Consider the following 13,651-nt stretch of genomic DNA (forward strand, 5'->3'; position numbering starts at 1 on the left):
CCGGGCGGCGCCGACGCCCACCGGACCGGCCGACGCGGTGGGGTCCTACGCCGACCACCTGCACGACCGCCCCGATCCCCACCGGTAACCTGACCCGCGATGAGCTCACCGTCCGGTCCGGTCGATCCCGGCGCCCCGGGTGGGGCCGGGCGGCTCGCCGCCGACGGCCCCGGCGAGGTGCTGCTCGACGGTCGCTACCGGGTCGGCCCGGTGCTGGCCCGCGGCGGGATGTCGACGGTGCACCACGGCACCGACACCCGTCTCGAACGCGCCGTCGCGATCAAGGTGATGGACCCGCGGATGGCCGGGGACCACGCCTTCCGCACCCGGTTCGACCGGGAGGCGCGGCTGGCGGCCCGGATCGACCACCCGTGCGTCGTCGCCGTCTACGACCGGGGCACCGTCCCCGCGGGCCCGCTGGGCGAGGCCAGCCTGTTCGTCGTCATGGAGCTGGTCGACGGCGGCACCCTGCGCGACGTGCTGCGCGCCCGCGGCGCGCTCGGGCTCCCGGCCGCGGTGCGGGTGCTCGAACCGGTCCTCGCCGGGCTGGCCCGCGCGCACCGGCTCGGCATGGTGCACCGGGACGTGAAACCGGAGAACGTGCTGATCTCCTCCGGCGGCGAGGTGAAGGTGGCCGACTTCGGCCTGCTCACCGCGGCCGCCGAGGCCGGGGTCAGCCACGCCGGGATGATCCTCGGGACGATGGCCTACCTCTCCCCCGAGCAGGTCGTGTCCGGTCGCGCCGACGGCCGCAGCGACGTCTACGCCGCCGGGGTCGTGCTCTACGAGATGCTGACCGGGCAGCCGCCCTACACCGCCGACAACCCGCTGTCGGTGGCCTACCGGCACGTGAACGAGGACGTGCCGCCGCCGTCGGCGCTGGTCCCGGGGCTGCCGCCGGCCGTGGACGCGCTCGTCGCCCGGGCCACCTCGCGGGACCCCGAGCAGCGCCCGGTCGACGCGGAGCACTTCCGCCGCGAGCTGCTGGACATGGCCGACCGGCTGGGCCTGCCGCGGACCGCGACGCCGCGCCCGCCGGGCCCGCCCCCGCCCGACGACGGCGCCACCCTCCCCGCGGGCCCGCTGCGCCACCGCCCGCTCGACGCCGCCGCACCGGGCCCCGGCGGCACCCGGGTGCAGACCCGGGCCCGCGGCGCGCACGGCACCGCCGTCACCCCCGCCGGGCAGCCGGAGCCGATGACCCGCGAGGAGCTGGCCGGGCGCCGCCGTCGCGGCCGCCGGGTGTTCGCGCTGTGGATGGTGCTGCTCCTGCTGCTGGCCGCGCTGGCCGGGACGGGCGCCTGGTGGCTCGGGTCGGGCCGCTGGACCACGATGCCCGCGGTCACCGGCCTGGACCGCGAGCGGGCGACCGCGCTCGTCGCCGAGTCCGACCTGACGCCCACGGTCACCGAACGGGCCGACGACGACGTGGCGCCCGACCTCGTCGCGCAGGTGGACCCGGCTCCGGAGACCCGGGTGCTGCGCGGGACCACGGTCACCCTGGTGGTGTCCACCGGCCGTCCCGCGGTGCCCGACGTGCCCGCGGGCAGTGCCGTGGACACCGCGGAGGACGCCGTGCGCCGCGCCGGGCTGACCCCGGTGCGCTCGACGAGCGCCGAGGAGTTCAGCGCCGAGGTCCCCGCCGGTGCGGTGATCCGGACCGACCCGCCCGCCGGGACCCGGCTCGCCGGGGGCGCCCCGGTCACCCTCGTCACCAGCCGCGGGGCCGAGCCCGCCCCGGAACCGACCCCGCCGCCCGTCGACGAGACCGCGCCCCCGGTGCCGTTCGTCATCGGGATGCGCGCCGACGAGGCCGAGGCCCTGCTGCGCCAGGACGGCTTCGAGGTCGAGATCGAGCGCAGCTTCCCGTTCGGCCGCCGCGACGGCCACGTCGTCGGGCAGGACCCGGGCTCGGGCAGCGACGCCCGGCCGGGCGACACGATCACCCTCACCGTGCTCTGAGACGTGCTCTGAGACGTGCTCCGGGACGAGCTCGGACAGGCGCCGTGAACAGGGCCTCGGACGCGGCCTGAGCGGGAGCCGGCGCCCCGGCCGGGTGGCGGCCCGGCCGGGACACCGGCGTTCGAGGGGCCCTACAGCCCGAAGCGGGTGCGCTCGGCGTCGCCGATCTCGGGCAGCTGCGCCCCGGCGACGGTGACCGCGAGGGCACCGGCGCGCACGGCGTAGCGCGCGGCGTCCGGCAGGTCGTCCCCCGCGGCGAGCCGCACGGCGACGGCCGCCAGGAACGCGTCGCCCGACCCGGTGGTGTCCACCACGTCGGCCCGTATCGCATCCACTGTGGACACCGTAGCCGCTCGCGCGTCGTGCACCTCGCAGCCCGCGGCCCCGCGTGTCACGACCGACCGGGGCACCGGGTGCTCCCCCAGCAGCGCGGCCTCGTGCTCGTTGACCACGAGCACGTCGGTGGCGGCGAGCAGCTCGGCGGGCACCGGGGCGTAGGGCGAGAGGTTCAGCACCACCGTGGTCCCGGCGGCGCGGGCGGCCCGGGCGGCGGCCAGCACCGTCGGGACACCGATCTCCAGGCACAGGGTCAGCACCGCGACGTCGTCGAAGGCGGGCAGGTCCCCCGGCTCCAGGGCGGCGTTGGCCCCGGGCGAGACGACGATCGTGTTGTCGCCCGCGGCGTCGACGGTGATGACCGCGGTGCCGGTGGCCGTGCCGGTCCGCACCGCGACCCGGTCGACGTCGGCACCGGCGGCGGCGACGGCGTCGCGGACGGTCCGGCCGTGGTCGTCGTCGCCGACCGCGCCGACCATGCCCACGCCGACCCCGGCGGCGGCCCCGAGCCGGGCGGCGGCGACGGCCTGGTTGGCGCCCTTGCCGCCGGGGCCCACGGTCAGGTCCGACCCGGCCACGGTCTCCCCCGGCCCCGGGAAGCGCTCGGTGCGCACCACCAGGTCGGCGTTGAGCGAGCCGACGACCAGCACCCGGCTCATCGGGCGTCCACCACGTCGTGCGCGGCGCCGGTCTCGGCGGCGGCAGGGCGCGGGATGAGCAGCGACAGCGCGAACGCGCCCGCGGTGCACGCGGCCCCGACCAGCATGCCCGCGGTGTAGCCGCCGGCCCCGGTCTGCCCGGCCCCGCCGACGGCGACCTGCACCGCGGGCAGCACCACGAAGCTGATCCCGGCGCCGAGGTTGAACGCGCCGGCGTTGAGCCCGGGCAGCATGCCGGGCCGGTCGGCGGGCGAGAGCAGCACGCCCAGGCCGTTGAGCATGATGTTGGCGATGCCGGCGTAGGTGACGCCGAGCAGCAGCGTCGCGACGACCAGCACCGCGAACGAGTGCACGCCCACGACCGCCAGCAGCACGGTGGCGACGACGCTGCCGGCCAGCCCGACCCGCAGCACGGTGCGGTAGCCGAGCACCGGGGCCAGGCGACCGGCGAACGGCCCGACCAGCCAGCCGATCAGCGCGTAGGGGGCGAGCAGGGCGAGTGCGGTGAGGTCCGCACCGAGCCCGAACCCGGCCGTGGGGTTCTGCGCGATCGAGGCGACCAGGCCGTTGACCACGGCGAACACCCCGGTCACGGTCAGCAGCGTGGTGCCGAGCGTGGCCCAGGTGGCGCGCCGGCGCAGGTCCTCGGGCGCGACGAGCGGCTGCGCGGTGCGGCCCTGCAGCCGCCAGAACACCACCGCGGCGACGACGGCGAGCAGCGCGTACCCGGCGACCCGGCCCCAGCGCGCGTCGGACAGCGCGGCGGCCTCGTCGAAGGCCAGCAGCAGCGCGCCGACCGCGACGACCAGCGGGACGACCCCGCGCCAGTCCATCCGGGTGCCCTGCGAGGGGCGGGACTCCACGCCCCACACGGCGACGAGCACCAGCGCGACGACGGTGACCGCGGCGATGACCCAGAAGATCGAGCGGAAGCCGTGGTGGGTGGCCAGCCAGCCGCCGAGCAGCGCGTCGAGACCGGCCACGCCGCCGTTCACGGCGGTGATCAGGCCGAGCACGATCCCGTAGCGGCGCGGGTCGGCGATCTCGCTGCGCAGCATGAGCAGGCAGATCGGGACGACCGGCCCGGTGATGCCCTGCAGGGCCCGGCCGGCGAACAGCATCGGCACGCTGACGGCGAGGGCGGCGACGACGCTGCCGACCAGCATGACCGCGAGCATCACCAGCAGCACCCGCCGGCGCCCCGCGATGTCGGACAGCCGCGGCAGGAACAGCGAGAACATCGCCGCGAGGGTGAAGAACATCGTCTGGGACAGGCCGACGGTGGCGTCGTCGGTGCCCAGCTCGCGGGCCATGGTGACCAGTGCGGGGCTGAGCATGGAGGCGTTGAGCTGGAACGCCACGCAGGCGGCCAGCACCGCCACGACGAGCGTGACGACCGGGCGGCGGTCGGGGGTGGTCATGCGATCTGCTCCGTTGCAGTGAGATCAGTGAGATCAGTGAGATCAGTGAGGTCGGCGGGGTCGCCGATGGCGCGCAGCGCGTCCACGACGAGCTCCCAGAACCGGGCGTGGTCGAGCTCCAGCGCGGCGTGCGTGCGGCATCCGGCCGGGGCCGGGCCGCGCCGGTCGGCGACCGTCATCCCGGTGGTGTGCCGGCCCGCGGTCTCGACGACGATCGGCATCGGGAACGCCCGCACGATCGTCGGGTCGATGACGTGGGCGACGGCGCACGGGTCGTGGACCGGCGGGGCGTCGAAGCCCTGGACGTCGCGGTAGGTGGCGGCGAAGAAGTCCAGCAGCTCGTCGACGAAGCGCGCCGGGCCGGTCCCGACGGCGCGGATCGCGCGGCGCACCTCGGGACCGGCCAGCGCCTGGTGGGTCAGGTCGAGCCCGACCATGACCACCTCCCAGCCCGCCTCGAACACGATCGCGGCGGCCTCGGGGTCGATGGCGATGTTGAACTCGGCCACCGGGGTCCGGTTGCCGACGGCGACGCCGCCGCCCATCAGCACCACCCGCTTGACCCGGTCGACGATCTCGGGGGCGCGCCGGGCGGCGAGCGCGATGTTGGTCAGCCCGCCGGTGGGGACGAGGGTGACGGTGCCCGGCTCGTGGGCCAGCACGGTCTCCACGATGAGGTCCACGGCGTGGGTGTCCACCGTGGCGAACGCCGGTGCGGGCAGCTCCGGGCCGTCCAGGCCGGTCTCGCCGTGGATGTCGGCGGCGACGGCGATCTCCCGCAGCAGCGGGCGGTCGGCGCCGGCCGCGAACGGCACGCCGGTGATCCCGGCCAGGGTCGCGACCGACAGCGCGTTGCGGGTCACCTTGTCCAGCGTCTGGTTCCCGACGACCGTGGTGACGGCGAGCAGCTCGATCCGCGGGTCGCCGTGGGCGAGCAGCAGCGCGATCGCGTCGTCGTGGCCCGGATCGCAGTCCAGGACGATCTTCTCGGTCATCTCCGGTGTCCCACCTCGTCGTCGCGGTCGTCCGGGGCGCTCCGGACGTGTCGACTGTGACTCGTCAAGCGCATGACGTCAAGCGCTTGATGTATGGCGCGTCCGGGTAGGCTCGCCGGATGGTAGGACCGGTGGGCCGGCGGGTGACCGCGGCGATGGTGGCCCGGCGGGCGGGGACGAGCGTGTCCACCGTGTCGCTGGTGGTGAACGGCAAGTCGCGCGGACGGGTGTCCGCGCTGATCACCGAGCGGGTCCGGGCCGCGGTCGACGAGCTGGGCTACGTGGTCGACCACGCGGCGAGCTCGCTCGCCCGCGGGACCACCGACCTCGTGGTGCTGCTCGCCCCCGACCTCCCCAACCCCTACTTCGGGCGGGTCACCACCGGGATCCGGGAGGCGCTGGGCAGCAGGCACCAGCTGATGCTGTCGGTGATCGAGGGCGGCGAACAGCCCGGCGCCGACGACGTCCGCCGGGTCGCGGCGTTCCGCCCGGCCGGGCTGCTGGTGCACGCGCCGTCGCCGACGTTCCTCGACGACCTCGAACCGGGCGGCCCGCCGCTGGTGCTGATGGACGCCCCCGGGTTCGAGGGCCGCGCGGCCACGGTGACCTTCGACCTGGAGCCGGGCGTGCGCGCGCTGGTCGCACACCTCGCCGAAGCCGGGCACACGGTGCTCGCCTACCTGGAGGGCTCGACGCCCTCGGCCACCTTCACCGTGCGCCGTGAGCTGCTCGCCCGGGTCGCCGCCGAGCACGGCCTGCGGGTCCTCGACGACGGCACCCGGGCCGGGCTGACCCTCGACGCCGCCGCCGACGTCAGCACCGAGGCGCTGCCGCGTTGGCGGGCGGCCAGGGCCACCGCGGTCGTCGCGGCGGCGGACACGATGGCCTACGGCGTGCTGGCCGCCGCGCACCGGCTCGGGCTGGCCGTGCCGGGGGACATCGCCGTCGCCGGGTTCGACGACCTGCCGTACTCCCAGGTGACGGCGCCGTCGCTGACGAGTGTGGCGCTGCCGGCCGAGGAGCTCGGCCGGGCCGCGGCCCAGCGGCTGGCCGCCGTGCTCGCCGGGGACGGCGACGGCGCCGCCGCTCCCCTGCTGCCCTCACGGCTCGCGGCCCGGGCCAGCACCGGCGGCTGAGACGCATCGAGGGCTGATCAGCCGAGCGACCAGGTCCAGATCTCCCCGCTCGACCCCGACACCGCCTGCCGCCCGTCCGGGGTGACGACGACGTCGAAGCCGGCACCCCGGTTCTGCATCCGGTCGACCACCCGGCCGGTCGCGGTATCCCACACCCACAGACCGCCCTGGTTGCCGGTGGCGACCACCCGGGACCCGTCCGGGGTGAAGGTGACGGCCTGCAGGTGGTTGACCGGCCCGGTGAGCACGCGCACCGGGGCACCGTCGGCGGTCCGCCACAGGTGCACCCGCTCGCCGTCGGTGGCGGCGGCGACCAGCGCGCCGTCCGGGGCGAACGCGACGTCGTTGACCGCGAGCCCGTCACCGGTGTCGAGGGTCGCCCCCGGAGTGCCGTCGGCGCCGACGAGCACGACGGCGCCGTCGGTCCCGACCGCCACCGTCCCACCGTCCGGGGACCAGGCCAGCGCACGGGCGGTGTCCGGGACGGCGACGACCGGACCGGGTGCGCCGCCGGGCAGCACGCGGAAACGGACCGTGTCGTCGGCGCCGCCGGTCACCAGCGTCGCGCCGTCCGGGGCGAACGCGACCGCCTCGACGTCGCCGTCGTGACCGGGAAGCTCCACCGGGGCTCCGCCGGACAGGTCGTGGAGCCGGACCGCGCCGCGGTCGGACGCCGACGCCACCGTGCGCCCGTCCGGGCTCAGCGCGACGTCGTTGACGGCGGCGCCGGGGTCCCCGGGCAGCGCGCAGACCGCGGCCCCGGCGGCGCGGTCCCACACCGTGACCCGGCCGAGGCGGTCCCCGGCGACGAGCAGGTTCCCGTCGGCGGACAGGGCGAGCGCCAGCACCGTCCGGGCGTCCCGGTCCAGGGTGAGCCGCTGCCCGACCGCTCCCGGCGCGGCCGCCACCGGTGGGACCGGGGCGGGCGCGTCGGCCGGTGCCGCGCACCGGGGCGCGGACGACCCCGCTCCCGACGCCGTCGTCGCACCGCTGCCGCAGCCCGCCACCGGCAGTACCGTCAGCAGCAGCACCGCGCAGGCCCCGCCCAGCCGTCGTCGCATGGCATCCCCCTCCGTCGAACCGGTCGACATGGATCGAACCGGACGTCGAGGGGGATACCGACCGTAGGACTACCGGCTCAGCCGCGCAGCATCTCCGCGACCAGGAACGCCAGCTCCAGGCTCTGCTGGGTGTTCAGCCGCGGGTCGCAGGCGGTCTCGTACCGGCCGGCGAGGTCGGTGTCGGAGATCCGCTGCGCGCCGCCGAGGCACTCGGTGACGTCCTCGCCGGTGACCTCGACGTGGATGCCGCCGGGGTGCGTGCCGAGCGAGCGGTGCACCTCGAAGAAGCCCTGCACCTCGTCGACGATCCGGTCGAAGTGCCGGGTCTTGTAGCCGGTCGAGGCCTCGTGGGTGTTGCCGTGCATCGGGTCGCACTGCCAGATGACCTTGTGCCCGGAGGCGGTCACCTTCTCGACGATCGCCGGGAGCACGTCGCGGACCTTGTCGTTGCCCATCCGGGAGATCAGCGACAGCCGGCCCGGGCGGTTGTGCGGGTCGAGCCGCTCGACGTACTCGACGGCCTGGTCGGGCGTCGTCGTCGGGCCGATCTTCATGCCGATCGGGTTGGCCAGCAGCTCCGCGAACGCGACGTGCGCGCCGTCGAGCTGACGGGTCCGCTCCCCGATCCAGAGGAAGTGCGTGGACAGGTCGTAGAGCTTCGGCGACTCCCCGCCGGTGGGGTCGCGCTCCAGGTCCAGGCGCAGCATGGCGCGCTCGTAGTCGAGCAGCAGTGCCTCGTGGCTGGCGTAGAACTCGACCTGGTGCAGGTTGTGGTCGCGCACCCCGCAGGCGTCCATGAAGCGGACCGCGCGGTCGATCTCGGCGGCGACGGCCTCGTAGCGCACGCCCGCGGCGGAGGTGCGGACGAAGTCCTTGTTCCAGTCGTGCACCTTGGACAGGTCGGCCAGCCCGGTCGCGGTCAGGCCGCGGACCAGGTTCATCGCCGCCGAGGCGTTCGCGTAGGCGCGCACCATCCGCGACGGGTCCGGGATCCGGCCCTGCGCGTCCGGGGCGAGCCCGTTGACGATGTCCCCGCGGTAGGACGGCAGCCCGCTCGCGTCGGTCGGCGAGCTGCGCGGCTTGGCGTACTGCCCGGCGATCCGGCCGACCTTGACCACCGGCATCGAGGCGCCGTAGGTCAGGACGACGGCCATCTGCAGCAGCGTGCGGATCGTCGCCCGGATGTGCGGCTCGGTGTTGTCGACGAAGGTCTCGGCGCAGTCGCCGCCCTGCAGCAGGAACGCCTCGCCGTTCGCGACGTCGGCGAGCCGGGACTGCAGCCGGTCGACCTCCGGCGGCAGCACCACCGGCGGGACGGACTCGAGGACCTTCCGCACGTCGCCCACCTGCGACGGGTCGGGCCACTCGGGCTGCTGGGCGGCAGGGCGGGAGAGCGCGTCGTCCAGGGCGGAGCGCAGGTCCGCGGGCAGCGGCGGCAGCTCCGGGAGGACGTCGATCGGCGCGTCGACGGACCAGTTCACGCCGCCCAGCCTAGGCCGCGGCCGATCCCTACCGGGGCGCGGCCCCCGTCGCGAGGGTCTCCGCGATCACTTCCCAGCGCCGCAGGTTGTGCCGGGCGTCGGCGAGCGCGTCGTGCGCCTCGGCGGGCGGCGGGGGCAGCGCCGGGCGGCCCGCGTCCTCCCACCGCTGGCGCAGCTCGCGGGTGAAGCGCGGGATCGGCCGCGGCAGCGCGGGCATCGCGCCCCACAGCTGGCACAGCGCCACGTGGTCGTAGGCGGCGATCCAGGCCCACAGCTCGACGTCACCGGGGGCGCCGGTGCAGAAGTCGAGGATCTCCTCGCGCATCCGGGCCCGCGACATCCAGGCCCGGTCGCTGGGCGAGGGCAGCTTGGGCAGGACGTTGGCCCGCACCCACTTGCCGGCCCGGTCCGGGTCGAACTCGGTGGACACGGCATAGAACTCGCGGCCGTCCTCGCCGACGATCCCGATCGACACCAGGTCGATCGTCGTACCGTCCTCGATGAACTCGGTGTCGTAGAAGAAGCGCATGGTGCCGTCCTGTCTACCGGAGTCGATCAGGACGCGCGGGAGTCGGGCACGTTCGCGTCCGGCCGCGGCAGGCTCTGGCGCGACGGGGCGGGCGGCGGCGCACCGGCCGCGGCCTTCTCCTTGACCGACGCCGCGTAGAGGTCGACGTAGGTCTGCCCGGACAGCTCCATCAGCGAGTACATGATCTCGTCGGTCATGGAGCGCTCGATGAACCGGTCCCCGGCCATGCCCTCGTACCGGGAGAAGTCCAGCGGCTCGCCGATCACGATCTTCACCTTGCGCGGGCGCCACATCTTGGAGCCGATGGGGTTGACCTTGTCGGTGCCCACCATCGCGACCGGGATGACCGGCACCCCGGCCTCCAGGGCCATCCGGGCGACGCCGGTCTTGCCCTTGTAGAGCCGCCCGTCGGGCGAGCGGGTGCCCTCCGGGTAGATCCCGAGCAGCTTGCCCTCGTTCAGCAGCCGGACCGCGGTGTCCATCGCGGCGCGCGCCGCGGACCCGCCGGACCGGTCCACCGGGACCTGCCCGACGCCGGTGAAGAACTGCTTCTTGAACCAGCCGCGGATCCCGGGCTCGGTGAAGTACTCGCGCTTGGCGAGGAAGGTCACCCGCCGCGGCAGCATCAACGGCAGGAAGAAGGAGTCGGCCACCGCGAGGTGGTTGCTGGCGAGGATCGCGCCGGCACCACCGGGCACGTTCTCGGCACCGCGCACCTCCGGCCGGCAGAACAGCCTCATCAACGGGCCGAGCAGCACGAACTTGGACCACCAGTACAGCACCCTGCGCTGCCTCCCTACCGACTTCGGCGACAGCCTACGGAGCGTCGACACCTCCTCACAACGGGGCGGTGGTCACCGGGGTCGGGCGGTCCCCGCGCGGCGCCCGCGCGGGCCCGTGGGCGGTGTCGGGCGGGACACGGGCCGTGACAGGATGGGAGCCGCCGCGAGCGGGGAGGGACGGACGGGTATGAGTTCCGCAGACCCCGCGCGTGAGGGCGAGGACCGGCCCGACGACGACTTCGACTCCATCGTCGCCGCCTGGCGCGAGGAGGGGTCGGTCCCGGACTGGCCCACCGAGCGTGCCGAGCGCACCGACCCCGGTGACGCGGCCGGGGCCGCGGGGTCCACGGCCGACCGGCCCGCGCACCGGCCGGGCCCCGCCGCCCCGCACCCGGGCACCGGCACGGGTGCCGAGCCGGACGACCACTACCACCCCCCGGAGCCGCCGCCGCTGCCGCGGCCGGGACCACCGGCCGTCGTGGGTGGCGGACTGATCGCGGTGGGGCTGCTGCTGTGCATCGCGCCGGGGCTGATCGGCGTCGGCGGGACCTGGCCGCTGCCGCTGGGGCTGGTGCTCATCGCGGCCGGTCTGGGCTGGCTGCTGCTGCGGCTGTGGAGCCCGGACACCGACGAGGGCCCCGACCCCTGGGACGACGGCTCGCGGCTGTAGCGCTCAGCGCCGGGCGCCGGTCCGCAGGCTCTCGCGGGCCAGCGTCGCCGCGCCCACGACGGCGGCGGCCGCGCCGAGCTGTGCGGTCCGGATCCGGGCCAGCGGCCGGTTGCCCGACCCGGTGAGGATGCGGGCGTAGTGCTCGCGGGCGGCGTCGAGGAACAGCGGCGCCGACGCCGACACCCCGCCCGCGATCACCACGAGGTCCGGGTCGAAGACGTCCGCGACGAGCGAGAGCCCCTCCCCCAGCCAGCGCCCCATGTCGTCGACGGCGGCGCGGGCGACCGGGTCCCCCTCGCGCGCGGCGGCGGCGACCCGCTTGCCGGTGACCCGCCCCGGGTCGACGGCGGCCTCGCGGGCCAGCCCGGACGGGCCGGGCACGTCGCCGCCCGAGAGCATCTCCAGCGCGGTGGCACCGAGTGCGGTCCCGCTGCAGTAGCGCTCCCAGCAGCCGCGCTTGCCGCACGGGCAGGCCCGCCCGTCCGGGACGACCCGCAGGTGCCCCAGCTCGGGTGCGACGCCGTGCGCGCCGCGGTAGAGCCGGCCGTCGAGCAGCAGGGCGCCGCCGATCCCGGTGCCCAGCGCGATCACCAGCGCCACCGAGGCACCGGCCGCGGCGCCGTAGCGTCGCTCGGCGAGCGCGGCGGAGTTCGCGTCGTGCTCCACGACGACCGGGATCCCGCCGAGCCGGGCGCCGATCCGCTCGGCGACCGGGGCGTCGCGCCAGGACAGGTGCGGCGCGTAGCGGACCAGGCCGCGCGGGGCGTCGACGAACCCGGCGAGCGCGAGTCCGACGGCGGCGACGGTGTGCCTGCGCCGCAGCTCGTCGACGGCGCCGGCGATGGCCGCCTCCAGCGCGTCGTCGGTGCGCGGGGTCGGCGCGGAGGCGGAGTCGAGGATCTCCCCCTCGGCGTCGACGACGCCCGCGCGCACGCTGGTGCCCCCGACGTCCACCCCGATGGTGCGGACGTCGGACATCCTGGGGCTCATGTCCGGTGCACCACGATCCGCTGCACGGAGCGTCCGCCGCCGTGCGGACGGCGGGGTTCCTGGCGCGCGGGCGGGGCGGCCTCCTCGAGCACCGCGACGAGCACGGCGAGCAGCCCGGTGGCGTGGTCGGCGAGCCGGGTGACCAGCTCCGACCGCTCCCCCCGCACGACGGCGATCAGCGCGCACACCGGGCAGGCGGTGCAGGAGCCGGCGTCGCCGGGGCCGGGGTCGCTCCCGGCGGCCCGCAGCGAGTCCGACATCGTCTCGGTGGCCGCGCGCAGCCGGTCGAGCAGCGCCACCGCGGTGACCCGCAGGTCCTCCGGGATGCCGCCGTGGTCGCCGCAGTGGGTGCCGCCCCGCGTGTCACGGCCGGTCACGAGGTCATCCAGGTGCCCGGGTCGGGCACGAAGGAGATCACCAGGCGGGCGTCGGAGCCGCGGCCCTCCAGCCGGGCGCCGGTGGCCTCGCAGCGGCGCAGCACCGACGGCAGCGAGACCACGCGCCGGGAGAACCCGATGCCGACGACCATGTCGTCGCCGACCCGGGCGAGGTCCAGCGGGGCGTCCTGGGCGCCGGGCAGCGCCACGTCGAGCTCGAACTCGGTGTCGGCGGAGACGCCGTGGCCTGCGGTGCGGCGCAGCTCCATCAGCGGCCGCGGCGGGGCGCCGTCGGCGGTGCCCGCGGGGTCGTCGTCGCCGTAGACCGACAGGGCCAGCTCGCGCAGCGCGCCGACGCCGGTCGGCTCGGCGGCGGTGTAGCGGACCGCGGTCACCGGCACGTCCGCACCGAGCTCGCCCAGCTCGGCGAGCACGGACTGCTGCTCGGTCGCGCGTTCGCGCAGCCAGCGCGCCGCGGGCCCGCGCAGCGACGGCGGCGGGCCGGGCATCACCCGGTTCGCCAGCAGCCCGTCGACCCGCAGCTCGTGCAGGGCGAGCGCGGTCAGCGTCCGGCGGGTCTCGGCCGCGACGACCCGTTCCGGGGTCAGCACCAGCCGGATCGAGGTGCGGGACCGGTCGGCGAGCAGGCCGCGCAGCCCGCGCAGCTGCTCGGCCAGCACGCCGAGCGCGTCGACCGTGCGGTCCCAGCCCGCACCGTCGGCCTTGGCCCCGGCGAGCCCGGCGACCAGGCCGCGCACGGCGCGCCGGTGCGCGGGGAACAGCCGCTCCAGGTAGCCCGACAGCGCCTCGGGCAGGGTGAGCAGCCGCAGCGTCTCCGCGGTCGGCCCACAGTCGACGACGACGACGTCGAAGCGGCCGGAGTCGGCGTAGCGCTGCACCTCGACCAGCGCGAGGAGGTCCTCGACGCCGGGCAGCACGGTCAGCTCGTCCGCGACGAGCTCGTCCACCCCGGCCCCGGCGAGCATCGTGCGCAGGTGCCCCTGCAGGTCGCCCCAGGCGCCCTCGAGCAGGTGACGGGCCTCGATGTGGGCGCCCCACAGGTTCTCGGTGACCTCGGTGGGCTCGGCACCCAGCTCGGCGTCCAGCGCGTCGCCGAGGGAGTGCGCCGGGTCGGTGGACACGACCAGCGCGGACCGGCCGGTCCCGGCGACGTGCGCGGCCGTCGCGGCGGCCAGGGTCGTCTTGCCGACCCCGCCCTTGCCGGTGAAGAGCACGACGCGCACAGCGCGGA

At 76.1% G+C, this 13,651-nt stretch carries 13 protein-coding genes; 3 read left to right on the top strand and 10 right to left on the bottom strand.

What is annotated here, in order from left to right; all coding sequences use genetic code 11:
- Window positions 1-99 precede the first annotated feature (99 nt).
- On the top strand, window positions 100-1,962 hold the full coding sequence (pknB, locus tag KPL57_RS52050; RefSeq protein ID WP_226357809.1) for a Stk1 family PASTA domain-containing Ser/Thr kinase: 1,863 nt from the start codon (window positions 100-102) through the stop codon (window positions 1,960-1,962).
- Between the two features lie 131 nt (window positions 1,963-2,093).
- Here the strand turns inward: pknB and KPL57_RS52055 are convergent, their stop codons facing one another.
- From KPL57_RS52055 to KPL57_RS52065, 3 genes are read right to left on the bottom strand one after another with little or no spacing between them, the layout of a single operon-like run.
- A complete protein-coding gene (locus KPL57_RS52055) occupies window positions 2,094-2,957 on the bottom strand; it encodes a PfkB family carbohydrate kinase (protein WP_226357810.1) in 864 nt (287 codons plus the stop codon).
- A complete protein-coding gene (locus KPL57_RS52060) occupies window positions 2,954-4,378 on the bottom strand; it encodes an MFS transporter (protein ID WP_226357811.1) in 1,425 nt (474 codons plus the stop codon). Before KPL57_RS52060 ends, KPL57_RS52055 begins: the two co-directional genes overlap by 4 nt.
- On the bottom strand, window positions 4,375-5,373 hold the full coding sequence (locus tag KPL57_RS52065; RefSeq protein ID WP_226357812.1) for a nucleoside hydrolase: 999 nt from the start codon (window positions 5,371-5,373) through the stop codon (window positions 4,375-4,377). Before KPL57_RS52065 ends, KPL57_RS52060 begins: the two co-directional genes overlap by 4 nt.
- A gap of 119 nt (window positions 5,374-5,492) precedes the next feature.
- Between KPL57_RS52065 and KPL57_RS52070 the strand changes: the two genes are divergently transcribed.
- Complete coding sequence (locus KPL57_RS52070) at window positions 5,493-6,509, top strand: LacI family DNA-binding transcriptional regulator (RefSeq protein ID WP_226357813.1); 1,017 nt, start codon at window positions 5,493-5,495, stop codon at window positions 6,507-6,509.
- Window positions 6,510-6,526: 17 nt separating this feature from the next.
- Here the strand turns inward: KPL57_RS52070 and KPL57_RS52075 are convergent, their stop codons facing one another.
- The 4 genes from KPL57_RS52075 to KPL57_RS52090 all read right to left on the bottom strand — a co-directional run bounded on the left by KPL57_RS52075 (window position 6,527) and on the right by KPL57_RS52090 (window position 10,362).
- Window positions 6,527-7,570, bottom strand: coding sequence for a WD40 repeat domain-containing protein (locus tag KPL57_RS52075; RefSeq protein WP_226357814.1), 1,044 nt, complete (start codon window positions 7,568-7,570; stop codon window positions 6,527-6,529).
- Between the two features lie 77 nt (window positions 7,571-7,647).
- Window positions 7,648-9,051: a class II 3-deoxy-7-phosphoheptulonate synthase gene (locus KPL57_RS52080; RefSeq protein WP_073574261.1), complete on the bottom strand. Its 1,404-nt coding sequence runs from the start codon at window positions 9,049-9,051 to the stop codon at window positions 7,648-7,650.
- Between the two features lie 28 nt (window positions 9,052-9,079).
- Window positions 9,080-9,580 carry a polyadenylate-specific 3'-exoribonuclease AS gene (locus KPL57_RS52085; protein WP_062396083.1) on the bottom strand — a complete coding sequence of 167 codons (501 nt, stop codon included), beginning with the start codon at window positions 9,578-9,580 and terminating at the stop codon, window positions 9,080-9,082.
- Between the two features lie 26 nt (window positions 9,581-9,606).
- Complete coding sequence (locus KPL57_RS52090; RefSeq protein WP_226357815.1) at window positions 9,607-10,362, bottom strand: 1-acyl-sn-glycerol-3-phosphate acyltransferase; 756 nt, start codon at window positions 10,360-10,362, stop codon at window positions 9,607-9,609.
- A 187-nt stretch (window positions 10,363-10,549) separates the two neighbouring features.
- Between KPL57_RS52090 and KPL57_RS52095 the strand changes: the two genes are divergently transcribed.
- The gene (locus tag KPL57_RS52095) at window positions 10,550-11,032 is read left to right on the top strand and encodes a hypothetical protein (RefSeq protein ID WP_226357816.1); all 483 of its coding nucleotides are present in this window, start codon (window positions 10,550-10,552) and stop codon (window positions 11,030-11,032) included.
- A gap of 3 nt (window positions 11,033-11,035) precedes the next feature.
- Here KPL57_RS52095 and KPL57_RS52100 read toward each other — a convergent pair whose 3' ends face one another.
- Genes KPL57_RS52100 through KPL57_RS52110 form a run of 3 tightly spaced genes read right to left on the bottom strand, consistent with a single transcriptional unit; the run spans window position 11,036 to window position 13,643 of the window.
- Window positions 11,036-12,022, bottom strand: a complete 987-nt coding sequence (locus tag KPL57_RS52100) for an ROK family protein (RefSeq protein WP_226357817.1) — start codon at window positions 12,020-12,022, stop codon at window positions 11,036-11,038.
- On the bottom strand, window positions 12,019-12,399 hold the full coding sequence (locus KPL57_RS52105; protein WP_226357818.1) for a hypothetical protein: 381 nt from the start codon (window positions 12,397-12,399) through the stop codon (window positions 12,019-12,021). Before KPL57_RS52105 ends, KPL57_RS52100 begins: the two co-directional genes overlap by 4 nt.
- Window positions 12,396-13,643, bottom strand: a complete 1,248-nt coding sequence (locus tag KPL57_RS52110; RefSeq protein WP_226357819.1) for an ArsA family ATPase — start codon at window positions 13,641-13,643, stop codon at window positions 12,396-12,398. Before KPL57_RS52110 ends, KPL57_RS52105 begins: the two co-directional genes overlap by 4 nt.
- Window positions 13,644-13,651 lie beyond the last annotated feature (8 nt).

The organism is Pseudonocardia sp. ICBG601 (assembly GCF_020496245.1).

What these genes read in the sequence shown, in the direction of transcription:
- pknB (WP_226357809.1), top strand. Translation starts at nt 100, where the DNA reads ATGAGCTCACCGTCCGGTCCGGTCGATCCCGGCGCCCCGGGTGGGGCC.
- KPL57_RS52055 (WP_226357810.1), bottom strand. Translation starts at nt 2,957, where the DNA reads ATGAGCCGGGTGCTGGTCGTCGGCTCGCTCAACGCCGACCTGGTGGTG.
- KPL57_RS52060 (WP_226357811.1), bottom strand. Translation starts at nt 4,378, where the DNA reads ATGACCACCCCCGACCGCCGCCCGGTCGTCACGCTCGTCGTGGCGGTG.
- KPL57_RS52065 (WP_226357812.1), bottom strand. Translation starts at nt 5,373, where the DNA reads ATGACCGAGAAGATCGTCCTGGACTGCGATCCGGGCCACGACGACGCG.
- KPL57_RS52070 (WP_226357813.1), top strand. Translation starts at nt 5,493, where the DNA reads ATGGTAGGACCGGTGGGCCGGCGGGTGACCGCGGCGATGGTGGCCCGG.
- KPL57_RS52075 (WP_226357814.1), bottom strand. Translation starts at nt 7,570, where the DNA reads ATGCGACGACGGCTGGGCGGGGCCTGCGCGGTGCTGCTGCTGACGGTA.
- KPL57_RS52085 (WP_062396083.1), bottom strand. Translation starts at nt 9,580, where the DNA reads ATGCGCTTCTTCTACGACACCGAGTTCATCGAGGACGGTACGACGATC.
- KPL57_RS52095 (WP_226357816.1), top strand. Translation starts at nt 10,550, where the DNA reads ATGAGTTCCGCAGACCCCGCGCGTGAGGGCGAGGACCGGCCCGACGAC.
- KPL57_RS52100 (WP_226357817.1), bottom strand. Translation starts at nt 12,022, where the DNA reads ATGAGCCCCAGGATGTCCGACGTCCGCACCATCGGGGTGGACGTCGGG.